At 62.6% G+C, this 25,267-nt stretch carries 21 protein-coding genes; 17 read left to right on the forward strand and 4 right to left on the reverse strand.

Annotation, left to right across the window (positions count from 1 at the left end):
• Positions 1–136: 136 nt before the first annotated feature.
• The 5 genes from KIO76_RS05860 (at position 137) to KIO76_RS05880 (ending at position 7,847) form a co-directional block, all read left to right on the forward strand.
• Positions 137–442: a helix-turn-helix domain-containing protein gene (locus KIO76_RS05860; RefSeq protein WP_213321902.1), complete on the forward strand. Its 306-nt coding sequence runs from the start codon at positions 137–139 to the stop codon at positions 440–442.
• Positions 443–475: 33 nt separating this feature from the next.
• Positions 476–2,035: a prolipoprotein diacylglyceryl transferase gene (locus KIO76_RS05865; protein ID WP_213321903.1), complete on the forward strand. Its 1,560-nt coding sequence runs from the start codon at positions 476–478 to the stop codon at positions 2,033–2,035.
• 725 nt (positions 2,036–2,760) lie between these two features.
• Entirely contained in the window at positions 2,761–3,060 is a 300-nt protein-coding gene (locus tag KIO76_RS05870; protein ID WP_213321904.1) for a hypothetical protein, read from the forward strand.
• A gap of 860 nt (positions 3,061–3,920) precedes the next feature.
• A complete protein-coding gene (locus tag KIO76_RS05875) occupies positions 3,921–5,702 on the forward strand; it encodes a type I secretion system permease/ATPase (RefSeq protein ID WP_249729758.1) in 1,782 nt (593 codons plus the stop codon).
• Between the two features lie 504 nt (positions 5,703–6,206).
• Positions 6,207–7,847 (forward strand): HlyD family type I secretion periplasmic adaptor subunit, encoded by a 1,641-nt coding sequence (locus tag KIO76_RS05880; protein WP_213321906.1) that lies wholly within the window; start codon positions 6,207–6,209, stop codon positions 7,845–7,847.
• A 36-nt stretch (positions 7,848–7,883) separates the two neighbouring features.
• Here KIO76_RS05880 and KIO76_RS05885 read toward each other — a convergent pair whose 3' ends face one another.
• Positions 7,884–8,399, reverse strand: coding sequence for a helix-turn-helix domain-containing protein (locus KIO76_RS05885; RefSeq protein ID WP_213321907.1), 516 nt, complete (start codon positions 8,397–8,399; stop codon positions 7,884–7,886).
• Between the two features lie 350 nt (positions 8,400–8,749).
• The gene (locus KIO76_RS05890) at positions 8,750–9,364 is read right to left on the reverse strand and encodes a TetR/AcrR family transcriptional regulator (protein WP_213321908.1); all 615 of its coding nucleotides are present in this window, start codon (positions 9,362–9,364) and stop codon (positions 8,750–8,752) included.
• 58 nt (positions 9,365–9,422) lie between these two features.
• Here KIO76_RS05890 and KIO76_RS05895 point away from each other — a divergent pair, with 58 nt between their 5' ends.
• Positions 9,423–10,367, forward strand: coding sequence for an alpha/beta hydrolase family protein (locus tag KIO76_RS05895; protein ID WP_213321909.1), 945 nt, complete (start codon positions 9,423–9,425; stop codon positions 10,365–10,367).
• A 492-nt stretch (positions 10,368–10,859) separates the two neighbouring features.
• Here the strand turns inward: KIO76_RS05895 and KIO76_RS05900 are convergent, their stop codons facing one another.
• Positions 10,860–12,194 carry an endonuclease Q family protein gene (locus KIO76_RS05900; protein WP_213321910.1) on the reverse strand — a complete coding sequence of 445 codons (1,335 nt, stop codon included), beginning with the start codon at positions 12,192–12,194 and terminating at the stop codon, positions 10,860–10,862.
• 428 nt (positions 12,195–12,622) lie between these two features.
• Here KIO76_RS05900 and KIO76_RS05905 point away from each other — a divergent pair, with 428 nt between their 5' ends.
• The 11 genes from KIO76_RS05905 to KIO76_RS30875 all read left to right on the forward strand — a co-directional run bounded on the left by KIO76_RS05905 (position 12,623) and on the right by KIO76_RS30875 (position 24,242).
• A complete protein-coding gene (locus KIO76_RS05905; protein ID WP_249729759.1) occupies positions 12,623–14,215 on the forward strand; it encodes an isocitrate lyase in 1,593 nt (530 codons plus the stop codon).
• A gap of 128 nt (positions 14,216–14,343) precedes the next feature.
• Positions 14,344–14,562, forward strand: coding sequence for a hypothetical protein (locus tag KIO76_RS05910; protein ID WP_213321911.1), 219 nt, complete (start codon positions 14,344–14,346; stop codon positions 14,560–14,562).
• 139 nt (positions 14,563–14,701) lie between these two features.
• Positions 14,702–16,249 (forward strand): ABC transporter substrate-binding protein, encoded by a 1,548-nt coding sequence (locus KIO76_RS05915; protein WP_213321912.1) that lies wholly within the window; start codon positions 14,702–14,704, stop codon positions 16,247–16,249.
• 50 nt (positions 16,250–16,299) lie between these two features.
• A complete protein-coding gene (locus KIO76_RS05920) occupies positions 16,300–17,250 on the forward strand; it encodes an ABC transporter permease (RefSeq protein WP_213321913.1) in 951 nt (316 codons plus the stop codon).
• Positions 17,237–18,058 carry an ABC transporter permease gene (locus KIO76_RS05925; RefSeq protein ID WP_213321914.1) on the forward strand — a complete coding sequence of 274 codons (822 nt, stop codon included), beginning with the start codon at positions 17,237–17,239 and terminating at the stop codon, positions 18,056–18,058. Before KIO76_RS05920 ends, KIO76_RS05925 begins: the two co-directional genes overlap by 14 nt.
• The gene (locus tag KIO76_RS05930; RefSeq protein WP_213321915.1) at positions 18,055–19,068 is read left to right on the forward strand and encodes an ABC transporter ATP-binding protein; all 1,014 of its coding nucleotides are present in this window, start codon (positions 18,055–18,057) and stop codon (positions 19,066–19,068) included. Before KIO76_RS05925 ends, KIO76_RS05930 begins: the two co-directional genes overlap by 4 nt.
• On the forward strand, positions 19,065–20,084 hold the full coding sequence (locus KIO76_RS05935; RefSeq protein ID WP_249729503.1) for an ABC transporter ATP-binding protein: 1,020 nt from the start codon (positions 19,065–19,067) through the stop codon (positions 20,082–20,084). The genes KIO76_RS05930 and KIO76_RS05935 overlap by 4 nt, the downstream gene beginning before the upstream one ends.
• Positions 20,081–20,776 carry a GntR family transcriptional regulator gene (locus KIO76_RS05940; protein WP_213321916.1) on the forward strand — a complete coding sequence of 232 codons (696 nt, stop codon included), beginning with the start codon at positions 20,081–20,083 and terminating at the stop codon, positions 20,774–20,776. Before KIO76_RS05935 ends, KIO76_RS05940 begins: the two co-directional genes overlap by 4 nt.
• Before the next feature lie 37 nt (positions 20,777–20,813).
• Positions 20,814–21,968: a mandelate racemase/muconate lactonizing enzyme family protein gene (locus KIO76_RS05945; RefSeq protein WP_213321917.1), complete on the forward strand. Its 1,155-nt coding sequence runs from the start codon at positions 20,814–20,816 to the stop codon at positions 21,966–21,968.
• A gap of 773 nt (positions 21,969–22,741) precedes the next feature.
• Entirely contained in the window at positions 22,742–23,572 is an 831-nt protein-coding gene (locus KIO76_RS05950; protein WP_213321918.1) for an alpha/beta fold hydrolase, read from the forward strand.
• A gap of 139 nt (positions 23,573–23,711) precedes the next feature.
• Positions 23,712–24,242, forward strand: coding sequence for a sensor histidine kinase (locus tag KIO76_RS30875; protein ID WP_213321919.1), 531 nt, complete (start codon positions 23,712–23,714; stop codon positions 24,240–24,242).
• 1 nt (position 24,243) lies between these two features.
• On the opposite strand, the gene KIO76_RS05960 is transcribed toward KIO76_RS30875, so the two are convergent.
• Entirely contained in the window at positions 24,244–25,125 is an 882-nt protein-coding gene (locus KIO76_RS05960) for a LysR family transcriptional regulator (RefSeq protein WP_213321920.1), read from the reverse strand.
• Between the last annotated feature and the right edge of the window lie 142 nt (positions 25,126–25,267).

The raw sequence follows: 25,267 nt of genomic DNA on the forward strand, positions 1-25,267 counted from the left end.
TTAACCGCAAGAATGCAACACTCAATTCTGATTTGTAAGAAAAATCATTACGTACGGCGTACAGCAAATATTGCACCGTGCGTGTAAGTGCAGTACCTTCACGCCAGGCTGGAAACGTCGCATTTTGAGGCGCGTCATGTATGGAAATCCACAAAGACTTGATGATTCGGACGTTCAGTCACTCAGGCGCGACGCGGGACGGTGGCTGAAGGAACGGCGCGAAGCCGTGGGCCTTTCACAGCGTGAATTGGCAGGCCTAGTGGGCACTCAGTATTATACGTTCATATCCCAACTCGAACTGGGGCGCGGCCGCATCCCTCCGGACCGCTATCGCGCTTGGTCCAAAGCGCTCAAGGTCGACTTGAAGCTTTTTGTGCAGACCATGCTCAAGTTCTACGATCCTGTGACCTACGACATTCTCTTTGAGAGCGAAGGCGCTTAGCCGCCTACCGACTCGCGCTTGGCTGGGCTGGCCATGGCAAGCAATCCCATTACCAATCTTTACTTCTTCAGACGCAAATCCAGGGACTGGACCCCACAGGACTTGGCGGATCTTGCGCGCCTCGAAGCCGCATTGCGGCGTTGCGGTCTCAATATCGAAACGGAGCATGGATGTTCCGATGAGGGAGACCCGTGGTTCATTTTCACAAGCGTCGACACGGAAGACCCGATTATCCATATCGCGTATATCGATGGGGTCTTTGTCATCGCGAGTGGTTTCGGCGAGGCCCTGCAGGATCGCGCGCTCGGGGCAGTCGTTGAAAGCTTCCTCACGCGGCATGTGTCTCGCTTGCCGGTGGCGCAGGCTTGCGACAGCAACTCAAATATAGTCGCGCATCCCGCCGCGCTACTACCAGGGGTTGTTGCCCCGCTCTTTGTGAACAACCTGAGCGACAATCTCAACAATTCCTATAGCACTGGCGTGCCGATTGCGGCGACAAGCAAGCACGCCTGGGTTGCGACAGCTGCCTCGCGCTTGAAGGATAAGGGGTCTTTCCCAGCCGCGACTGTTGTTCTGGCCGCACTCGCCGCTGCGCTCCACCAGCGTGGGCATCTTGACGGGGCCGGCATCGCGCTGCCTCCTGCCGAGCCCGTGGTCCATGATTCGTCGTTCCCCGCCGTTGACGTGGCGATGTCCGAGGTGAGCGATCGCCCCGCGGCTCTCAAGACAGATCTGGCGGAAGCAGATGCGGGCTCGGGGAGTGCGCGGCAGGCCAATCCTTCCAGAACGTCGTCCGGCGCGCTGGAGGCAGCTGATCATCGTGGCGGGAGTGCCGACGATAAAGCCCCAGTGGCGATTGCAACGGATGTTAGCGGCGTCGTCAGCAAGGTCGTGGCGGCCGGCGAAGCGAGCTTGGCGATCGCAAGTGATTCGGTGCCGGAAGTTCATGCCGGTACTGATGATATCAGTGACGCGATAAAGCAGGCGATCGATCAGATGCTTGCTGGTGGCCGTGGCAGTAACGGTGCGCCCGAGGCTGAGCCGAGGGTGCAGCTCGCCAGCCTCGCCGTCACGAGCGACGATTTGCCAGCTCATATGGTGGCCGATGATAGCACGCCCGATTCCGCTGGATGGGACATCACTGCCGCTCGCCAGAGCACCACTTCCCAAAATGCCGACTATACCGGCTCAATCGGCCGGGCGGCCGTCATTCCGCCAACGTCCCCCGATGACGCGACGCCGTCGGTGCCCGACCGCTCGATGGGATCGTCGTCCATTGATGCCCCCACCCCACCGCCATCTACCCTCGTGCCACCTTCTCCATCAAAGCCGGCAACCGCAGCCGACAAGCGTGTATCAAATGACTTGGCGATTCGCCTCGTCGAAGACTTTATGGATAGCAATCGCAACGTCCATATCAACGATGGCGCAGGAAAATCCTATATCGGAGGGGCGGGTAACGTAGTCTATTCCACCTCAGATTATACCCCCGTCGACGGCAAGACCTTTGTGATCGAAACACTGGCCGCCGAGGACGGCTCCCACATCACATTGATCGGCTACCTGAGTCCAGACCTCTGGCTCGCCACCTGAGCGTGTCTCTTCTCTTTAGTTCAGTTCGAAACTAAGTATAGGCGCCTGTCGAGGGGCCTGTCTCATAATTCCATTCATCTTTGCCGCAGCCACCGGCGGAGGCTAGGGAGAACGCGGAGTGAATGCGAGAAAAGGGAAATACTGTCGAAAACGGTCAAGGCCAAACTTGCGCCGACATGGATATGAAACATTTGCGTGAGATCAGCGGGCTCAGTCGAAGTTTCATTAAGGTCCAATCATGCGGCTCTCCGCACCATTATGCCCGGCTGATTGCTGTTGCTCACGCCGCCGGCGTCCGGCCGAGAGAATGCAAGTGCCGACAACGGAGGCGACTTTTCTGACAGCATCGCAGTAACGGGAGATCTCTCGCGCTGAATTGCAATCGCACCCGCCATTGTCGGGAGAGCAATTGATTCACGGCCAAATAGGCCACCGCGAATCTAGACCGACTTCGCCCCGTTTCAAGCTTGCCGGAAGCTGCCCGCGGCATTGTTCAAGCCGCGCCGGATGGCTGCCGCGATTGTTCCGGAGTATCGAGGTAACGTCATCTTTCTGTCTGCTCAGCGCCGATATGGCTGACTATCCACCTGAAACGTAGCGCATCATCAAAGCTTGAATTTTCCGAACACACGAACGCAACAGTTGAACCCTATGATAAGCTCTTCCACGGCTTATAATTTTGGAAAATTCGGTATGCGTCGCGTAGCTTCATTATTGAGGAGAGTATGAACTATCTTCACCTGAAGTCTGCGGGCAAGCAGGATCTTACCGATCTACTATGGCTTGAGAAGGTGTTGAATAAAGTCGGACCTCGATTCGAAATATCGTCGTCGGTCAGCGAAGATGGAAGCGAGTGGGTCGCCGTTATCGATGCGGAGTATGCGGAAACGATCGTCCATATCGCTTGGATCGATGGTGTTGCGCTCGTTGCATCATCTCCACTGAGGGCCGCAAGCAGCGGTCCTCGCCTCCGTCCTCTCTTGAGGAACGCGCTTGAAGAAAACGGCATTAATGCAAGGATCTAGACCCTTTCATCAACGCACACCCGAAGCGAAGCGATACGGCTTCCACACTGGTGCAGCATCCGCCTGCTCAGCAAGTGTCGCGGGTGCGCTTCCAGGCAGTACGGAGCGTGCGTCCAGCGGCGTTTCGGCGTCCTCAACGCGTCGTTCCATCCTATCGCGCGACACCAGCCACGAATAAGAGCAGCGTCTGGTTGCCGGCAAATAAATACCCAGCACTTGCCAACGGTATGTAAAAATAATACACCCTTGGGTGCAAGGCTACCCCGATGAATTGCCTGGTACAAACTCGTGCAAATGAAAGCCCATCATTCGCGCGCCATGGCGGTCGCGCCAAACGCATCCTCTACATCCGAAGCTAGGCAAATGTGTAGATCGCCCGGCATTGCCACGCTTGATGACCTCGTAGAGACGGTGCCCTGCAGGAAGTGTTCTATTTCGGTAACAATTGAAGGTGGTGTGGTCAGTTTATCAAAAGGTGAGTGCTGCATCTGGACACATCTTTTCCTGCGTGACGGAGGCCTCCCAGGATCTTTGTCGCGCACCTGTCCGATTGTAGAGCTCTTGAGAAAGCTCGAACTGGCCAAGAACAAGATATCGTTTTGAAGGGCGCAGTGTCTTCGCGCTAGGCCGTAGCGAGAATTCAACACGCACGTCACGCGAAATGGGATTGATCGCCGAGCGTCGCTGCGCGCCAGATGGCAAAGCCTTCCTGGCGCTGAAGTTGTTGCGCTCTGCTGTCGAACGAGGAGCGCGGGCGTGTCGCCAGGCGCTGCGGGGAACCGTGCGTTGGAGAACGCGGCCGATCCTACTTAGGATGAGACCGCGCGCCGGTGCTGCGCATGGGATTGGAGCGTAGATTGATGTCACAGGCGGGGATTATGGGTGGGGGTAAGAAGGCTCCGACGGCGCTGAACGCGGCGATCCGCGCGACGCGACCCGCGTTTGTGACGGCGATCATTTTCTCGTTTTTCATCAATCTTCTGGGTTTGACGGGTTCGTTGTACATGATGCAGGTCTATGACCGCGTCCTGTCGAGCCGGAACCTGACGACACTTGTTGTCCTGACGATCCTGATCGCGATTTTGTATCTTGTTTCGGCCTCGCTGGAGAGCCTCAGGACGCGCCTTCTGGTGCGCGCGGGTGTCCGGTTTGACGAGGAGGTGAACGCGGATGCGTTCAATGCGGTGCAGCGGGCCTCGCTGCGCCAGCCCGGTCCTGGCCATGTGCAGGCCCTGCGCGACGTCGACAGCATCCGGGAGTTCTTCACGGGCCAGGGGCTGATCACCTTCTGCGACGTGCCGTGGGTGCCGATCTACATCATCGCGGCAACGCTGCTGCATCCCTGGTACGGGATCCTGGCGATCATCACGGCCTTGATCTCGGCGGCGCTGGCCTTTGCGAACGACCGTGCGACGCGGCCGGTGCTCGACCAGGCGACGAAGGCCAATATCACGGCGCAGAACCAAGCGCTGACCACCTTCCGCAATGCGGAGGTGCTGCAGGCGATGGGGATGGTGGGACGGCTGCGCGAGAAGTGGGTGAAGCACCACTACGACGCGCTTGGCCACCAGGCGCAGGCCTCCGACCGGGCCGGCGGGCTGATGGCGGGCATCAAGTTCAACCGCGCCTTCATGCAGAGCCTGATCCTGGGGGTCGGAGCCTATCTCGCCATCAAGCGGGAGATCTCGCCGGGCATGATGATCGCGGCCTCGATCATCGTGGGGCGCTGCGTGCAGCCGATCGAGATGGCGATCAGCAACTGGAAGTCGCTGATCAACATGCGCTCGGCCTATGAGCGCGTGCAGGGCCTGTTGCGGGCGCTGCCGGCGCCGGGCGCGCGCATGCGTCTGCCGGATCCGAAGGGTGACATCTCGGTCGAGAACCTGATCGTGCGGGTGCCGACGCGGGACGTGCCGGTGCTGAAGGGCATCTCCTTCGCGGTGCCGGCGGGCACGGTGCTGGGTGTCATCGGGCCGAGCGCTGCGGGCAAGTCGAGCCTGGCGCGGGCGCTCGTCGGGGTGTGGCCGGCGGCAGCGGGCTGTGTGCGGCTCGACGGATCGGACCTGACCCATTGGGATCCCGAGCAGCTCGGGCGCTTCCTCGGCTATCTGCCGCAGGACGTGGAGCTGTTCTCCGGCTCCATCGCCGAGAACATCGCGCGCTTCGGCGACATGGACGAGGCGGGGATCGTGGGGGCGGCGCAGCTGGCCGGCGTGCATGAGATGATCCAGCGCCTGCCGGACGGCTACAACACGCAGATCGGCGAAGGCGGGCAGGCCCTGTCGGGCGGCCAGCGCCAGCGCGTGGGACTGGCGCGGGCCCTTTACGGGTCGCCGCCGATCCTGGTGCTGGACGAGCCGAATGCGAGCCTCGACGCGGCCGGCGAGCAGGCGCTGATGACGGCGATCCGCCAGCTGAAGGCGGCCGGGCGCACGGTGATCCTGATCAGCCACAAGACCAATTCCCTGGCCTTGTGCGATTCCATCCTGGTGCTGGCGGAAGGTGGCGTGCAGGCCTTCGGGCCGCGCGACGAGGTGCTGGCCAAGGTGCTCGGGCCGCGCATCGTCGGGCCGCAGGGCGCAGGGCCGGCGACCGCCGCCCCCGGCCAGCCGGGCATCGCCGCGGCCGCCGCGCCGGGTTGAGCAAGCCTGGCCTCCAAAGGGGCCTCGCGTGACCTCAAGCGGCCGCCCAATGACCCCCGAGGGGGCTAACACCGATGTGATCGGAGCCGGCGGCTCTCCTGTGGCGAGCGGCGGCGCCGGTGTTTATGTTCGCTGGCCCGGTTGCCGCGTGGTCCGGACAGCGCTTGTCCCTGTTGTTCCTCCGGCTTGGTCCGGAGTCTGGTCTGTGACGCTGGAGCGTGGTTGATGTCCGAGCAGAAGATCCCCCCGGTGCAGAAGGCTCCTGTGCAGAAAGCGCCTGTGCAGGCCGAGACAGGGCAGGCCCCAAACCAGCCCGCCCCCAACCCGCCCGCATCGAGCCAGTCCCTGTTCGCACAGCCCGTTGCGGGTCACCATTCGCGGGTGGCCGTGTCAGCCCCCGGCGGCGTCCCGGCCGGCGCCGACGGCGAGAGCACGCGCTTTCCGCGGCCGCTGACCTTCGGCAGACCCATTCCGCCAAACCAGCCCCCTCAAAGCCAGGCCAGCATGGGCCAGCCCACCATGGGCCAACCCATGTCGGGCCAGCCCACCCCTCCCCTTCCGGCCGGAGCGCGACCCGCCGGCCCCGCGGCGACAGCCGCCGCGCCGGAAGACGTTTCGGGAGCGAGGTTCGAGGGCGAAACAGCGGGGTCCACCCCCTTCGCCGCCATCACGCCGGCGAAGGTGCCGGCCCATGAGGCCATCCAGGGCCAGCCTCTGCAGAACAAGGCCATGCAGGACAAAACCGGACGCAAGCTGCCCTTCCTCGAAAAGGCCATCGATGCCGCCCTCAGCCTGGGCAAGAGCAAGCGCGACAAGGCGGAAGGCGGCAGCGACGGCACCGGCTCCCCGGGCAAGCCCGACAGCGACTTCCGCCGCATCGCGCTGACCGGCTATGCCATCATCATCTTCACCTTCGGCGTCATGGGCGGCTGGGCCGCGCTCGCCAATATCGACGCCGGCGTCGTGGCGCCGGGTGTCATCTCCGTGGAGAGTAAGCGCCAGGTCGTGCAGCACCTGGAAGGCGGCATCATCAAGGAGATCAAGGTCCGCGAGGGCCAGAAGGTCGAGGAGGGCGACCTCCTGTTCCGCCTCGAGGACACCACCGCGCTCGCCAACCGCGACGCGGTGCGCAACCAGGTGTATGCGGGCCTGGCGCTCGAGGCCCGCCTCGTCGCCGAGCGCGACGACGCCCCGGCGATCACCTTCCCCGCCCTCCTCGTCGACCATCCCGACGATCCGGTGGTCAAGCGGGTCATCGCCGACGAGACCGCCCAGTTCACCGACCGGCGCGCCTCCATCACCGGCCAGCTCAACATCATCAACGGTCGCGTCGACCAGCTCAAGGCCGAGATCGACGGCCTCGACCGTGAGCGCAAATCCGCCGAGCAGCAGCTCTACTTCATCAACGACGAGCTCGTCGGCATCCGCGACCTCGCCCTCAAGGGTCTCGTCCCGAAGTCGCGCCAGTCGGCGCTGGAGCGTGAGAAGGCCCGCCTCGACGGCGTCGTCGGCCGCAACCTCGCCGATGCCGCCAAGGCCCAGAACAATATCGGCGAGATGAACCTGCAGGCGACCCAGACCCGCCAGAAGTTCATCGAGGAGGTCGGCGCCCAGCTCCTCGACATCCGCCAGAAGCTCGGCGACATGCGCGAGAAGCTCAACGTCACCGAGGATGTCCTGCGCCGCACCGAAATCCGCGCGCCACGCGCCGGCGAAGCCCAGAACATCAATCAGCGCATCTTCACCGTCGGCGCCGTCGTACGCCCCGGCGACACCCTCGTCGAGATCGTTCCCCAGGACGAGCTCGTCATCGAGGCCCGCGTCCAGGTCACCGATATCGACAATCTCAGGACGGAAACATCAACGGAAGTCCGCTTCCCGGCCTTCCACTCGCGCACCACGCCGCTCATCCTCGGCACCCTGCGCAACGTCTCCCGCGACCGCCTCGTCGACGAGCAGACCCGCGAGCCCTACTACCTCGCCCTCATCTCCGTCGCCGATACCGATATCCCCTCCGAGCTCAAGGGACGCCTCAGACCCGGTATGCCCGCCGAAATCATCTTCAATACAGGCGAGCGGACCGTCATGAGCTACCTCATGAGACCCCTCACAGACGCCATGTCCGGCGCCTTCAGGGAACACTGAAACCACCCAAAACAAACCAAAAAACGGCGCGGACCATCACACCTTCTTGCGGCCGCGCGCCCGAGACCCTTTGCCCGGCTGGGGAGGCAGCTCTTCCGCCGGTGGCTGAGCGTCCGCCTCGCTCTGCTCCAGACGCTTCTGAAGCCGCGCGACTTCGAGCGTCTTCTCGCCCAGCAAGCGCTGAAGCTCGCGGATCTCCTCCTGGAGTCCATGGGTATCGAGGAGCGATGACTTCGCGGATGCGCCGGCCTTGGCACGTGCGCCGGTGGGAAAAAGCAGGTCGTAGAGAAAAGGATTGTAATATTTTATAATATTGAGTGCGAACTCATGTGGATCGACCTTGAGCGCCTTACTCCAGACTAAATACTTTTCCGGGGGAATGCGTCCCTTGCCGATTTCCACCTGAGAAATAAATGTATAAAAGTCGATGTCGATGAGCTTAGCCAAGTCGCGCTGCGACAAGCCTGCATCCTCACGCAGGCGCCGCAACCACACTCCTCCTTGTTGGCGCGCCTTCTTGGTCTTCTCATCAAGCTGAATTCTACCCACCATAATGGCCGCTACATCCTAATTGGTTTTGTGGTGCCTGATTCGCTGGAAATTCAGAAATCCACATATCCCTCGATTCACTGTGTCGTGCCCGCGCGCATTAGTCCATAGTCCAACCGACGCAAGCTCGACAGAGATTATTGCGTTTTCACACCTGGAAATCCGGAAGCGGCCCAATTGCCAGGCGAGCGCCACGCGTTCCGCTCGAAATCGACAAGCCTCGCGCCAACCGCTGACATCACAGCACCTCATGGGGAGGTGTAGCGGCAACAGCCATCCTGATCGACCGTCAGATTATCACGTTATTGTAGGCCACCGGGCTTTGGTAAGCGAGGGCTGGAGACAGTCCGGCATCAACCGGACCACGCCCCAGGAGGGGTTTCCTGCAATGCAGAGAGCCCACCGCGGATGAGTTGAGCCGCCGCCTCGCCCGCATCCTCCATATAGGATGGATCGCGGTGGAGAAGGACCACGGAAAAGGCCCCGTCGAGCAGCAGGATGATCTGGCGCGCGAGCGGCCTTGCCTGTTCCCCGATGCCTTCGGCGACGAGCGTCGCGCAGAACCAGTCTTCCACTCGTTTTTTGTGAGCCCGGCCAATCGCCAGAGCGGGGTGCCCGGGCAGATTGACGAGTTCGACGGACGTACGCAGGAAACCGCATCCCTTCCACTTGGGGTGTCGCGCAGAACGGGCGAGATTGCGGAATATTCCCTCGACCTTCTGGGCAACATCGCCGTCGGCTTCTGCGAACCAGCGCTTGAAGATGACGAGGTTGGGCTGATCGCGGATTTCCAGATAGGCCGCGATCAGGTCGTCCTTGCTGCGAAAATGATAATAGAGGGTGCGCTTGGTCACCGCGGCCTTTTCCGCGACCGCGTCGACGCTCACAGCACGAACGCCCTCGGCGTGGAACAGCTTTGCGGCCGCATCAATGATGCGCTCTCGCGTGGGTCGGTTTTCTCGGGTCATGCCAATGTATACCGACCAGTGAATATACACACCACCCGCGATTTCTTATTGTCTCCCCATGGATGAAGCCGCCGCCCCCGAAACGACATCAGTAAGCACTGCACTTCCGCTTGCTGGTGCAAAGGCCGTCACCATCCCCTGCCGCGACGGCCTGAGGCTCGGCGGTCACTTCTGGTCGGCGTCGACCACACCCTTGGCCAGCGTCGTCATCAATCCGGCAACGGGAGTTCAGGCGCGCTATTACCACCGCTATGCGTCGTTCCTGGCGAACCGGGGCTTCGACGTCCTCACCTTTGATTATCGCGGGATCGGCGCATCGCGTCCGGACAGGCTGCGCGGCAGCGGTTATCGTTGGCGAGACTGGGGCGAAAAGGACTGCGATGCGGCCTTGCGCTTCATGCATGAGCGCGCGCGCGGCGCGCCCTTGCGCGTTGTGGGCCACAGCATCGGCGGCTTCCTGCCGGGGCTGGCGGAAAGCGCCTCACTGATAGACAGGCTGCTGACCGTTGGCGCCCAATATGCCTGGTGGGGAGATTATGCCGCGCGCCGACGGCTCGGCCTTTTCCTCAAGTGGCATGTCGCCATGCCTGCCGTCACGGCTTTCCAAGGCTATTTCCCAGGCCGCAGGCTCGGTTGGCTGGAGGATCTGCCCGCAGGCGTGGCCAACGAATGGAGCTTTCGCGGGCCCCGCTTCGAACGCAGCCATCCCCGCAGCGACAGGAAAGCGGTGCTCGCCCGGATGGCCGCCGTGAAAGCGCCGATCCTCGCCGTGTCGGTCTCAGATGACGAACTCGGCACCCTGGCCGCGGTTCGGCGCACGCTTGGCTACTACACCGGAGCGCCGCGGACGCTGGTGTCACTGACACCCGACGACTTCGGGCGAGAGACCATTGGTCACTTCAGGCTGTTCCATGACAGCCACGCTGGCGATTTCTGGATCGATACGATGCTCTGGCTCAGGGATGGCGTGAATCCGTGGCCGCGGAAGGTGGTTGGCCTCTAGCGACCTCACCCTGGCTGATCCTGGAGGTTGGCCGAGATCATTTCCGATCCGAAGTTCAAAACAGGCTGGGCTGACGCACGGCCTTGCGCTTTCTCCCCAGATCTTCTCCGCTCGCCGTCAGCTCCACGGCGTTGCGAGGCACTTTTATCGCCCGAGTGCCCAGTCACTCGCCTCAGCGCTGCTTTCGGCCGCGCCGGGAGCCCGTTCGCAAAGAGCTCCCCGGCACCCATCGCCGAACATGTCGGGATGCGGGCTGCTCGCCGCAGGACCCGGCCGACACATCGCCTTCCGGAACGCGATGGGCGATGCGGCAGGTCAACCCGCGCGTCTCGCCCGAGCCAGGACCAGCGATGACGATCAGGGGCCTGATTGTCTGGGCGGCGCGCCTCTGGTCGGAGTCGAGGCCGGCCAGAACGCCCGTCTCGCCGGAGGAGACAGCACCGGAAGCCGCCCCGTAGGCCGGCATTGGCGGTGCTGAGATCCTGGCTGCGGCTATTCAGAAGCCTGAGCTTTCCTTGGCCGGGCTCGGCGCTGAGCCGGGACATCGTCGAGGAGAAAGCGGCTACCCACGTTTGTGCCGATCTCACCTTCGTCGAAAAGCTTGATGACGCCATACTCGCCGTCATAGCCGGCAGTGCGGGTGACCTTGCCGGCGCGCAATCGGGTCACCGCCTCGCCCAGAACCGGGTGGACCTTTGCGACGTCCTCGACCGGAAGGTCATCGAGCACGGACAGCTCCGCACCGAGCGCTGCGATGATCCTGTCATAGGCGCCCACCACCTTCTTTGACGCGACGCCGCTGCCGACGATTTCCGACAGGATTTCCGGCAGCGGCACGAGGCTCGACGCCTTGCCAGCCGTCTCGGGAACGACCTCGCCTTCCTCGCGGTCAGCGAGCGCCTCGACGCGATGGGCCACGCCGACTGTGACGGATCGGCCGCAGACGGGGCAACGACCGCCGAGCTTGATCGTCTCCTTGGGATCGAGCCGCACGCCGCAAGCGCGGTGGCCGTCCATGTGATATTTGCCTTCCTCCGGAAAGAACTCGACCGTACCGACATAGCCCTCGCCGGATTCCAGCGCGCGGCGTATGGCAAAATAGTCCGGCGCGCAGGAAAAACGCGTCGCCTCTCGCCCAAGCTTGCCGGGCGAATGCGCGTCCGAATTGGAAATCAGGCGGAAGCGGTCCAGGGAGGAGATGCGCCAGTTCATCTCCGGATCGGACGAGAGCCCGGTTTCGACCGCGAAAATGTGTTGGCTGAGGTCGCCGTAGCATGCGTCGATCGAGTCGAAGCCGGACTGCGAGCCCATCGCCGCGAACCACGGTGTCCAGATATGCGCCGGCACCAGGTAGGAATTCCCCCCTGACTCCAGCGTCACCTCCAGGAGGTCGCGCGAGTCGAGGCCGAGTATCGGCCGTCCGTCCGACGCGATGTTGCCGATCCGGGCGAGGCGTGCGGCCAATCTGTCGGCCGAATCGATATCAGCGACATAAATGAGGTGATGGACCTTCCGCGTCTTTTCGTCCTTCTTGTAGATAGTCGAAATTTCCGTGCAGAGCATGAAGGAAACCGGCTGACGGCAAACCGGTGGCAGGGTCTCGAAAAGGGCAGCTTCGATCTCGGGCTTCAGCCGGAAAAGCCCATTGCCTTCCGGCAGGAGCTTATCCTTGATCTCCGCGAGCCATGCCGGATGCACACAGTCACCGGTGCCGACAACCCTGATGCCCTTGCGCGCCGCCCACCAGAACAGATGTTCCAGATCAAGATCGCGACTGGTCGCGCGAGAATATTTTGAATGGATATGCAGGTCGGCGTGGAAGATCATTACACCCGGTCGATTGTCTTGCGCACATGAGGCGTGGAGTCGTTCGTCGACACTAGCGACTGCAAGAGCGTTTCTCCAGCGCTGAGCCACGGCCCTCGCGAGAAGGCCGCACGCCTCCCCAAAACGATCTGGGCAAACAGCGCCGGCCGACAGGCCGGATGGCGCTGTGACGCCTCGCCGGTCTTTACAAGATTGACACTTCCGCACGCAACGATTGACATCAGTTTTCACATTAACACGTTGATTTACAATAATTTCTTGCCTCTCGGAGGCGCGCTGTCAATCTATATACAAACCTCCAAGAGGACGAGGAGACAGCCGTGTTGGACCAAATTCGTCAAGATCGCCCCCGTTTCGCATCCGGCCGGGGCCTTGAGACGGTGAGCGCCGCCGGAACGGGCGCGCGCCCGCGCAAACGCTATTCCGAGCTGAAGGCGGAGGCTCTCTCCCGCTATCCCTCAGGCGTGGGCCCCGGCGGGATCACGGTGGATGACATCGTGCAGCTTCGCTTGCAGAACACCTTCGACACCCATCTCGACATCGCCCGCGCCATGGCCACGGTCGTCCGCCGCGATATGGCGCTGTATGACGAGGATACTTCCCAGTTCACCCAGTCACTCGGTTGCTGGTCCGGGTTTCATGCACAGCAGATGATCAAGGCGGTCAAGCGGCTGCGCGGCACCGCACGTGGCGCCTATGTCTATCTGTCGGGGTGGATGGTCGCGGGTTTGCGCAATCGCTTTGGCCATCTGCCCGATCAGTCGATGCATGAAAAGACGGCGGTCGCCGACCTGATCGAGGAAATCTATGTCTCCTTGCGGCAGGCCGATGAAGTGGCATTGAACGATCTATTCCGCGCACTCAAGGCGGCGCGCGCCGCCGGCGATGCCGAGGCGGAGACAGAGGTAATCGCAGCGATCGACGGCTTCGAGACCCATGTGGTGCCGATCATCGCCGATATCGACGCGGGCTTTGGCAACGAGCACGCAACCTATCTGCTCGCGAAGGAGCTCATCAAGGCCGGGGCCTGTTGTCTGCAGATCGAGAACCAAGTCTCCGACGCGAAGCAATGCGGTCATCAGGACGGGAAGGTCACCGTCCCCCGAGAGGATTTCATCGAGAAGCTTCGGGCTTGCCGCCTCGCCTTCGAGGAACTCGGCGTCACCGATGGCATCGTCGTAGCCCGTACGGATAGCCTCGGAGCAGGGCTGACCCAGAAGATTCCTGTCAGCCAACGGCCCGGCGATCTGGCTGCCGAATATACGAAATGGCTCAGGACGGAGCCGGTGACCGAGGAAAAGCCCCTGCGCGAGGGCGAGGTGGCGCTGTGGCAGGGAGGCCAGCTGGTGCGGCCCGAGCGGCTTGCCAACGGCCTCTTCCAGTTCCGCGAAGGTTCGGGACGGGCGCGTGTCATCGAGGACTGCATTGCCTTCATCAATGACGGCGGCGCGGATCTTCTTTGGATCGAGACCGACACACCGAATGTCTCCGAAATCGCGTCGATCGTGGCCGAGATCCGCAAAGCGGCGCCGGGGGCAAAGCTCGCCTACAACAACTCGCCGTCGTTCAACTGGACCTTGAACATCCGCAAGCAGGTGCGGTCGGAGTGGCTGGCCGCGGGGCGGATCAGCGCCGATACCTATCCGGAGGGGAACGCCCTGATGAAGGCCGAGCTGGACGACACCGAACTTGGTCGTGAGGCTGATGCCCGGCTCGCCGGTTTCCAGGCCGACATCGCAGCTGAAGCCGGGGTGTTCCACAATCTGATCACCCTGCCGACATTCCACCTCACCGCCAAGAGCGTCGACGAACTCGCCCAGGGTTACTTCGGCGCGGACCGAATGAAGGCTTACGTCAACACGGTGCAGCGTGAGGAAATCCGGCGCGGCATCTCGGCCGTGAAGCATCAGCACGAAGTGGGTTCTGATCTCGGCGACAGCTTCAAGGAAATGGTCGCGGGCGAGCGCGCCCTGAAGGCGGGCGGCCACGCCAACACCATGAACCAGTTCGCGGCGGCCTGAACGGCCGCGCCAGCGCTGCGAAGCGCGACGGAACACAAGGCGTCTCCAGATGACGAAAGTTTGGAGACCCGTCTTGAGCTCCGCCCGAACCTCCGTCCGTAGCCATCCCAGTGACCAGGAGACTTATGATGACCTCCTATGAAAGACCAAAGCAGATCATTGGATATTGTCTCGAACCGCTTGACCTGGATGAGAATGATCCAGCGACGCGGGAGACGGTCAGCCGGCTCGTGCATGTGATCCGCACGTTGCAGCTCGCGCTCGGCCCAAGGGGCCCTGTCTCCGTCGATTTCTCGAAGATGCCCACACTCGTCATCAACGAAGCCGCCCATGGGGATGGGGTCTAAGATCACATCATTGCGCGAATCCCTTCCCTCTTGGGGAGGGATCTCGCTAATTCAATATTTTATCAAATCCATTGACGCTCCATATTTTATCAAATATTCAACTCCCAAGGCTGCTCAAGCGGCTCAGGGAGGATTTCACATGTTCAACAAGCCGGCTCTCAAGGGAGCCATTGCGTTGGCGGCATTCGCCTGCGTGGCGTGGCCACACATGGCATCGGCCCAGAATTCGGCCCAAGTCCCGGCCAAGGGTTCGGCCAACGAGGCGGCGACGGAGTTGGTCCTGGCGCAGGGCGCGGACCCTTTGGGCTTCAATCCCACGCGCTTTTCCGCCCCCAACACATCCTATCTGCACCAGCTCTATGACACGCTTGTCGAAATCGGGCCTGATGGCCAGCCGCGTCCATCGCTCGCGGAAAGCTGGGAGCGTTCGGCGGACGGGCTGTCAGTCACCTTCAAGCTGCGTCCGGCGAAGTTCCATTCCGGCCGGCCCCTGACCGCCCAGGATGTGGTCTACAGCGTGCGTTATCACCTCGACCCCGCCAACGCCGCGAACCTCCTCGCGCGCCTCAGCGCGGTGAAGGATGTCGAGGCGCTCGATGACCGCACCGTCAAGCTCACCCTGTCGTCGCTGGCGCCGGGCCTTTACGATCTCCTGAGCGCGCTGTTCATCCTCGACGAAAAGGCTGTCGTGAACATGGCCCAGCAAGATGCCGGCAGTGGGCCGTTCATCATGAAGAGCTGGACCCCGGGGGTGTCCTACACCATGGAGCGCTTCGCCGACCACTGGAGCAACGATCGCACCAAGCCCGATCGCATCACCGTGCGTATCGTGCCGGACGACGCGGCCGGCGCCGCGCTGCTCCAGACGCGGGCCGTTGATGTCCTCTATACCGCCGGCCCCCTCGCGCTCGCCCAGTTGAAGGATGCCGCCGGCACCAAGATCGAGCGCATCAAGCGCGCGCCGCGCAGCCATTATCTCGCCCTCAACACGTCGCGCGCGCCGCTCGACAACAAGCTGGTGCGCCAAGCGATCTCCCATGCCATCAACCGCGATATGATCGCGTCGGTGGTCTACAACGATTTTGCCGCGCCGAGTTGCCAGCCCTGGGCCGAAAGCCACTGGGCCTATGCGCCGGCAGTCGACAAGCTCTGCGGCTATGATCTCGAGAAAGCCAAGGCCTTGATGAAAGAATCGGGCGTAGGGCCTTTCACCATGACGGTGAACACTTCCACTGATTCCTACGCGCCCGGCAGTGTCGATACGGCTCAGATCCTGAAAGAGGATCTGGCTGCACTCGGCATCACCCTGAACATCGCCACCTATGAACCTGCGAAGGCGCGTGAACTCATCCTCGGCGCCAATTTCGACATGCTGCTGCACAACTACATCGAAGGCGGCAACGATCCGCAGTTCATCATCCCGAGCGCGATCTACGGGCCGACCAAGGGGCGCACCAAGTTCACCAGCCCCGCCTTCGAGGCGCTGGTGGAGAAGGCAGGCAAAACGCTGGATCTGAACGAACGCAAGGCGATCTATGCCGATATTTCTAAGCTCATCGCCGATGAAGCCTTCATGCTGCCGTTCGCCCATGAGTTCCGGCCCATCCCGATGATCGACGCCGTCAAGAACTTCGAGATGGATGGCTCCGGCTTCTCGCAGTTGCAGCAGGTCGACGTCACGCGCTGACATCCCCCGCACGCGTCGACGACCGTTCATCCCGGCATCGCGGATCATTCATGTTCGGCTTCATCCTGAAACGGCTTCTTCAGGCCATTCCCGTCCTGCTCATCACGTCGTTGCTCATCTTCGTCGGCATGCGGCTGTCTCCCGGAGACCCCGCGACCATGCTGGCGGGCAACGATGCGACCGCCGAGACGATCGCGGCCGTCAGAAGCCGGCTTGGGCTCGATGAGAGCTATGCCACGCAATATGTGAAGTGGCTCGGGGCATTGCTCATGGGGGATCTCGGCCGATCCATGGTCAGCGGGCTGCCGGTGTCGCGCATCATGGGCGAGCGTATCGCGCCGACGCTCGAACTGGCGTTCGGCGGTCTCCTCGCGAGCCTCGTGCTGGGCGGCTTGCTTGGCACCCTTGCGGGCCTGCGTCCAGACTCTCTGTTTGACCGGCTGATCTCTGCGGTTGCGGCGCTCGGGCTGGCGGCGCCAATGTTCTGGACGGGCATGCTGCTCGTCGCCGTCTTCGGCGTGTCTTTGAAATGGCTTCCACCCGCCGGGCGTGTGCCCTTTTCCCAAGGGGTCGGCGGGGCGCTCGCGAGCCTCGCCATGCCTGTGGCGACACTCGCCATCGCCAACGCACCAGTGATCATGCGCTTTCTGCGCGACAGCATCCAGGAAACGCGGCGCGCCGAATATGTGCGCGCCGCCCATGCCAAGGGACTGTCCAGGACTGTGGTGGCCCGCGATTATATCGTGCGCAACTCACTCATCCCGACCGTGACAGCCTCCGGCATTCTTCTTGGAAACCTCATCGGCGGCGCGGCCCTGGTCGAGATCGTCTTCTCCTGGCCGGGCATGGGTTCCCTGCTCGTCTCCGCCATGGGCAACCGCGACTATTCGGTCATCCAGGCGGTTCTGCTGATCGCCGTGTTTGGCTTTGTCTTCGCCAATCTCGTCGTTGACCTCCTCTACGGGCTTCTTAACCCGAGAATTCGCCATGCCCAGCATTGAGCAAAAGAGCCGGGGCAGGCGCGGTTTCCTGATCGCGGTCGCCTTTCTCATCATCGTCGGGGCCCTGGCGCTTCTGACACCCGCGCTGCCTTTCGCGCCCTACACCAAGATGTCGGCGGCGCGCCTCATGCCACCCTCGTTCGATGCCTGGTTCGGCACGGACCAGTTCGGTCGCGACATTTTCGTGCGAACCCTCTGGGGCTTGCAGGTCTCGCTGGTCATCGCGGGCGCGGCCGTCCTGACCTCGCTCGCGATCGGGGTTCCGCTCGGCCTCGCCGCCGCCTATTTCGGCCGCTGGAGCGACTCGGTCATCATGCGCGGACTTGATGCGCTGCTGGCGTTTCCCTCCCTGCTGCTCGCCATCGGCGTCGCGGCGATCATAGGTCCCGGCGCGGTCAGCGCGACGATCGCGCTCGGTATCGTCGGTGTGCCGCAGATGGCGCGGATTGCCCGTGGCGCGGCTCTCTCGGAACAGCAAGGACTTTATGTCGATGCGGCGCGGGTTGTTGGCGTCGGCCCCCTGGGGATCATGATGAGCCATCTTCTGCCCAACATCCTGGCCCCGGTCGTGGTGCAGGCGACGCTCTACTTCGCCATTGCCATTCTCACCGAATCCGGGCTGAGCTTCATCGGCCTCGGCGTACAAGTGCCGCGCCCATCCCTTGGCGCGATGCTGAGCGATTCCCGCGCCTATACTGTATCCGCCCCCTGGTACGCCTTGGCGCCGGGTCTCACGATCACCGCCGTCGTGCTCGCCTTGAATATCGCCGCGGATGGCCTGCGCACACGCCTGGATCCGCAGAGATGACGACCATGACCGCAGCAGCACAGGCTCGCCCCGTCTCGGCAGGCGCCTCGTTCGAGGTCGAAGGTCTCACCGTCCGATTTGGCGGCAAGACCGCCGTTGATAACGTATCCTTCCGTCTCGCCCCCGGCGAGGCGCTCGGCATCGTCGGAGAATCCGGCAGCGGAAAGAGCACGACAGCCATGGGCGCCGTGGGGCTGCTCGATCCGGAAACGGCCGAGGTCGAGACGCGTCATGTGCGCCTCGACGGTACGGATCTCGGCAAGCTGAACGGAAAGCAAGCCGGTGTGCTCGGCAGGCGGATCGGCGTCGTCTTTCAGAACCCCATGGTCGCCCTCAACCCGGTCCTGACCATCGAGCGTCAGCTCACGGACCACATGCGCCAACATCTGCGTCTCAACGCGCGGGCAGCGCGTGCGCGGGCTCTGCGCCTCCTCGGCGAGGTTGGCATCACCGACGCAGAGCGGCGACTATCCTTCTATCCTTTCCAGTTCTCCGGCGGCATGCTGCAGCGGATCACCATCGCCATGGCGCTCGCCTGCGATCCCGAACTCCTGATCGCGGACGAGCCGACGACAGCCCTTGACGCGACAGTGCAGGCCGAGGTGGTCGACCTCATCCTCTCAATTCGGCGCTCACGCGGTCTCAGCCTCATCTGGATCACCCATGATCTCGCGCTCCTGAACCTTATCGCGGATCGGGTGGCCGTGATGTACGCAGGGCGACTCGTGGAGGTCGGTCCGGCGGATGCGCTCCTTGATCATCCCTCGCATCCCTATGCCGCCGGGCTTCTGGCCAGTGTGCAGAGCCTTTGGATGGGCGAAGGCGTGGAGTTCCGCACCATAGAGGGGACGCCCCCCGCGAATGGACCGGACATGCCGGGTTGCGCCTTCGCCCCGCGCTGCCCCCGCGCGTTCGCGCGCTGCGCGACCCGGCCGCCAATGGCATCTGTTCCCGGCGCATCCGCGCATGACGTCGCCTGCTGGTTGTTCAACCCCGAGGTACCGGCATGAGCATGCTTCTCGAACTCGATGATGTCTCCGTGACATTGCGCGGGCCACGCCCTCATCCCTTCGCCGCGCCCACGCCAATCCGCGCGTTGCGCAAGGTGTCCCTCACCATGGTAGCGGGCGAGACCTTGGCTTTAGTGGGCGAATCCGGGTCCGGTAAAAGCACACTCGCGCGCGCCATCACGCGGCTCGTGCCGGCTGCGGGACAGGCGCGGTTTAATGGTATCGATATTCTGCGAGCCGACCGGGCTGGCATGCGCCGTGTACGACGCGGCCTGCAGATGGTCTTTCAGGACCCCTACTCCTCCCTCAATCGTCGGAAGCGAATCGCCGATATCCTGACCGAGCCCCTCAAAGTACACGGCGTTGGCAATAGTCAGGAACGGCACCGCCGCGTCGAGGCTCTGATCGCACAGGTGGGACTGAACACCGACATGCTGCAGCGCTTCCCCGCGGCGCTCTCCGGCGGTCAGCGCCAGCGCATCTCCATCGCGCGGGCTCTTGCCCTGCAGCCGCAACTGGTCATCTGCGATGAGGCCGTCTCCGCGCTGGACGTGTCTGTGCAGGCGCAGATCCTGAACCTGCTCGGCAACCTGAAACGCAGCTACGAACTCGCTTATCTCTTCATCACCCACGATCTCGGCGTGGTCAGACGCTTCGCCGATCGTATCGCGGTGATGCATGCGGGGCGGATCATCGAAGTGGCGCCAGCGGATGTTCTGTTCGCCCGCCCCTTGCATCCCTACACGCGCGCGCTGCTCTCGGCCGCGCCGCATCCGAACCGGGACCGGCCCGCGCCGCAGCGCATCGTCTTGCGCGGGGAGCCGGTCAGTCCGCTCACCGACCCGCCAGGCTGCCTGTTCGCCGGGCGTTGCCTGCATTTCCGCCCGGGGCTATGCGAAGCGAGCGATCCCGCCCTTGCCGCACATGGAACTGGGCATCAGGTCGCTTGCCACCGGGCACGGGGCGGCGTGCCAGCCTGGATCGCGGATGAGGCCACCGAAGGAGCGACACGATGACGATGGTTGCTACCGCGACCGCGGCAGCCGGCGGAGAGGATGATCGTCTGCTCAGTGAGACGATCGTCGCGCGGCTGGCGCAGCGCCTGCGCGAGGAAATCCTAAGCGGGGATCTTCCCTTCGGAACACGGCTCAAGCTGCGCGAACTGTCGGATCGCTTCGGCGTCAGCCAGATGCCGATCCGCGACGCGCTGGTGAAATTGAGTTCGGAGGGGCTCGTCGAATTGCAGCCCAACCGCGGTGCGGCCGTGCGCAAGATCGATCATCAATTCATCGAGAACATGTTCGATATCCGCATGATGCTCGAGGAGCTCCTGGTTCGGCGCGCCATCGAACGATCAAGCGATGCCGAACTCTCCAGCCTGCGCCCGCTCGCCGCTAAACATGCCGAAGTGGCGGCGAGCGGCGACTTTCGCGCCCTCATGGCTGCGAACCTCGCATTTCACGGACGCATCACCGAGTTGGCCCGCAACGCTGAGGCGGCACGTATTCTCGATCAAGGCTGGGAGCTCATCTACTCCCTGCGCGGGCAGACCGGATACGCTGAAGGACGCCTGGAAGAAATCATCAACGAACATAACCAGCTCGTCGTCGCCATCGAGGCCCGTGACGTCGAAACTGCCGGCCGTTTGGCCCGTCAGCACGTCCAGCGCTCGCGCGACGACGCGCTGTCGCGGTTCAAGCTTCGATAATGGCCGATAGGCCAGTCCATCAGCAGAGAGTAAGATCGTGAAGATCAAGGCAATCCGCAGCTTTCCCGTCCGCATTGGCGATCGCAATCAGCTCCTCGTCAAGGTGGAGACGGACGCCGGCATCCACGGCTGGGGCGAATCCGGCCTCGCCACGCGCGAGCGCGCCGTCATGGGCGTGATCGAGCACTACGAGAAATTTCTCATCGGGCAGGATGTCTTTGCCATCGGCGCGCTCTGGCAGGAGATGTACCGCAGCCAGTATTTCGAGGGCGGCCGCGTGCTGACGGCGGCCATTTCGGCCATCGACATCGCGCTGTACGACATAAAGGGCAAGGCGCTTGGCGTGCCGGTCTATGAATTGCTCGGCGGCCGGCATCGCCACCATGTGCCCACCTTCGCCTCATTGAAGGGCAGCACCCTCGATGTGGTGCTGGAGCGCGGCCGCGCGGTGCGCGATGCCGGCTGGACCTGCATTCGCCTGCTCGTCGATGTCGGCGCGCCGGGTGCGCGTTTCGAACCCTGGGAAGCCGTTGCGCGCTACGCCGAGTGGTTGCCACGCCTGCGTCAGGAGTTGGGTATCGGCGTATGCCTGGGCATTGACCTGCATCATCGGCTGACGGTGGCGGAGACCGCCGCTTTGTGCCAACGGATGCCGGCCGGCACGCTCGATTTCGTCGAGGAGCCGATACGCGACGAGGACCCGGCTTCCTATGCAGCTCTGCGCCGGCTGACCTCCGTGCCCTTTGCCGTCGGTGAGGAGTTCTCCTCGAAATGGCAGTTCTTGCCCTACGTGGAGCAGCGCTTGACAGAATATGCGAGGGTCGACGTCTGCAATGTCGGTGGCTTCACTGAGGCGATGAAGGTCGCCGGCTGGTGCGAGGCGCATTACATCGATCTAATGCCCCATAATCCTTTGGGCCCGATCTGTATCGCCGCGAGTCTGCATCTCGCCGCCGCCGTGCCGAATTTCGCATGGCTCGAGTGCCGCGAAAGCCCTGGCGAGGAATATCGCCGGTATGACAGCGGCATCTTCCGCAGCCGTCCGCAACTGGATGGCACGAGCTACCCGGTCCCCACCACGCCCGGGCTCGGGATCGAAATTGACGAGGAGGCTCTTGCGGGGGCTGGCGAATTCCAGTTTGTCGAAATGCCCCATCTGAAACGCGACGACGGCTCTCACACCAATTGGTAAGGTCCACGCGGGGGGATGGGACAATGCCAGCCCTCCGCACCCACGAGCGATCTTGGCGCCGTCGGCGCTGCTTGCCCGCTATCACCCTATACTCAAGTTCAATAGCTCCACATGTGTGGACCATTGCTGCCCTCTAGCGGGATTTCCTAGAACGAAGCTGCCCGCTTGCAAAGGACAGCCATGCCGACCGCCATACCCGCCTCCGGTAAGCGCTTGATCGATCGCGGCAGTCGCGCGCTCGTTCCTACAACGACGAACCGCGACGCTTCGGGACGAAGCCATCGAAATCCCGGGCCACTGCGCCATATTACAGCGGCATGTCCCCGCCTTGGAAGTAACAGGTATCGCGATAATAGCGAACCGAAGACCTTCTTCGTTTTTCATATTCATGAAATTCTCGAATAATCTTTTAGTTTCAGTTCGCATCATACCGACTTCCGGCGAATACTGAGCGCTGACCCGCGCCACCACGGGATCATGTGGAGCGTATGATCTTGGGTGTCACCCCGCCAAGTCGATGTTCAATATGTCGAGGAATCTACAGAGATCCGATTGGCGCCGACTTATTCGACGAAGTGTTTACCGCTCGGAGCTTGTGACGGGGGCCAGAAATGCGGTTATCAATGTGGCCGGCCTTGAGCGATACCCGATCGGGGCGCATGGTCTCATCGCAAGGCCCGACCGATTGCCTTGGACAGGCTCTAGTACCTTCCGTCACGGCCTGCACCACAAGCCGTGGGAACCTCGATCACCACAGTGAAGGATTGACCTCCATGCCAAGCGTTACGACTAAGGACGGCGTCGAAATTTTCTTCAAGGATTGGGGTCCGAAGGATGCTCAGCCCATCATGTTCCACCATGGATGGCCGCTGAGCTCCGATGACTGGGACGCGCAGATGCTGTTCTTTCTTGCCAAGGGCTATCGCGTCGTTGCTCATGACAGACGTGGTCACGGCCGCTCCACGCAGGTTTGGGATGGTCATGACATGGACCATTACGCCGCCGATGCCGCGGCAGTCGTTGAGCACCTTGATCTGAAGAACTCGGTTCACGTCGGCCATTCGACAGGCGGTGGGGAAGCGCTGCACTTCACGGTCCGGCACGGCAAAGGCCGCGTTGCCAAGCTCGTGCTCATCGGTGCCGTCCCTCCCCTCATGCTCAAGACAGACACCAATCCCGGCGGGCTGCCGATCGAAGTTTTCGACGGGTTCCGCAAAGCCTTGGCCGACAACCGCGCCCAGTTCTTCCTCGATGTTCCCGCCGGCCCGTTCTATGGTTTCAATCGCCCGGGCGCGAAGGTTTCCCAGGGGGTAATCGAGAACTGGTGGCGGCAGGGCATGGCCGGCAGTGCCAAGGCGCATTACGACGGCATCAAGGCCTTCTCCGAGACCGACTTTACGGACGATCTGAAGGCCGTCGAAGTTCCCACGTTGGTAATGCATGGCGACGATGACCAGATCGTTCCCTTCGCCGATTCCGCACCGCTCTCGGCCAAGCTCGTGAAGGGCGCCACTCTGAAGGTCTATCCCGGCTTTCCGCATGGGATGTGCACCACGCATGCCGATGTGATCAACGCGGATCTCCTGGCGTTCATCGCGCAGTAAGGCCCCAAAAAGCCCGTCCATCTGGCCGCCCCCTCCGCGCACCTCAGGGCTGATTACCTATTGGAACCGCGGCGCAGAGAGGCTCAATGGCTGGACCTCTGGCGAGGCCTTGGGGCCGGCGGCGCTCAGGGCTTCCCAGGTGGTTCGTCGCATTCGCATGTTCATGACGCGCGTCGAGCCGGACCGGATGCCACTGCCGGTGAATGCGCTGATTGGGAAGGCCATTCACCTCATTCAGAATGAACTCGGCGCCAATAGCGTCAGACTGACGACGGTTCTGGAGACTGACGGAGCCGCCATAGTGGGGGACAGGATCCTGCTTCAGCAGGTGATCATCAACCTGATGAACAACGCGATTCAGGCCATAGCCCCCGATAAGCGCGCCTTGTCTGTCCGCACGGCGATAAGTGACGAGACCGTGATCATCACCGTAACCGATAGCGGACCTGGCTTCTCGGAAGAGGCAGCGAAGAAGGCCTTTGAGCCCTTCTACACCACCAAGGCTGCCGGGATGGGCCGTGGCCTGGCCATGTGCAGAACCATTCTTGCGGTCCATGATGGCGATATCCGCGTCAAACCATCGGAGGCGCAAGCGGGCGGCGATGTCACGGTTCGCCTTCCCCTCAACGTCACGGCTCTTGCCGAAATACCCGTTCCGGTCGAGGCGTAAGTCAGTCGCGCGATTTCAGATGCTCTGACAAAGCGTCGATAAATAGCCGCACCTTGGTCGGGACCATGCGGCGGGTTGGATAGACGGCCCAGATCGACAACGGCTCGGGTTGAGCATCGGCGAGGGAGATCGCAACAAGCGCGCCGTCCTTCAAGTCCTTGAGCACATCCCAACGCGACAGGTTGGCGATGCCTAGTCCGCCGCGACACGCTTCATGGATGGCGTCGATCGAATTGGCCGTGAACCGCCCGAGCACCTGCACCCGCCGGGACGTATCCGCCGCGCGAAAGTCCCAGTGCGGGGACGCGCTGACCGTAAGGCATTCATGCCGTTGCAAACCTGCGAGTTCTGCCGGTACGCCGAAACGCTCGATATAGGCCGGAGACGCGACCAGGAGGCGAGGATTATCCGCCAAACGTTTCGCGATCAGGTTGCTGTCGGCGAGGTCGGCGATGCGCACGGCGAGGTCGATTCCCTGCGCGACCACATCAACAAGGCTGTCGGTCAACAGGAGATCGACCTTCACCTCTGGATTTGCGCTCATGAACTCCACGACAAGGGGAGCCACCACCTGTCGGCCAAAAGCCAGCGAGGCTGTGAGGCGGAGAAGTCCGCTCGCGCCGGCGGTCGTCCCGCGAAGGCTGGCCAATGCGGCTGCCTCCCCTTCGACGAGTGCCTGCGCATGAGGCAGAAAGGCCTGCCCTTCCGCTGTCAGCGACAGCGACCGGGTGGTCCGCTGGACCAGCCTGACGCCTAATTCGCGTTCGAGAGCCGCCAGGAGCCGTGTCGCTGTCATGGGCGGGATGCGCAGCCTTCGAGCTGCGCCAGCCAGGCTGCCCGCGGACGCCGTCTCGACCAGGACTGCAACTGCGGCGAGATCCATAATATCAAAAACCGATATGACCGTACATCACGGGAAGACACTATAACAAAGATCGCTGCAATTCTATCTTCCGTGCCAATTCAGCGGCCCGTGATATCCGCGCGGGATCGCGCGCCACAGCTCCGGATGCAGAAGCCTTGGT

The sequence above is a fragment of the Chelatococcus sp. YT9 genome (assembly GCF_018398315.1).
Taxonomy (GTDB): Bacteria; Pseudomonadota; Alphaproteobacteria; order Rhizobiales; family Beijerinckiaceae; genus Chelatococcus.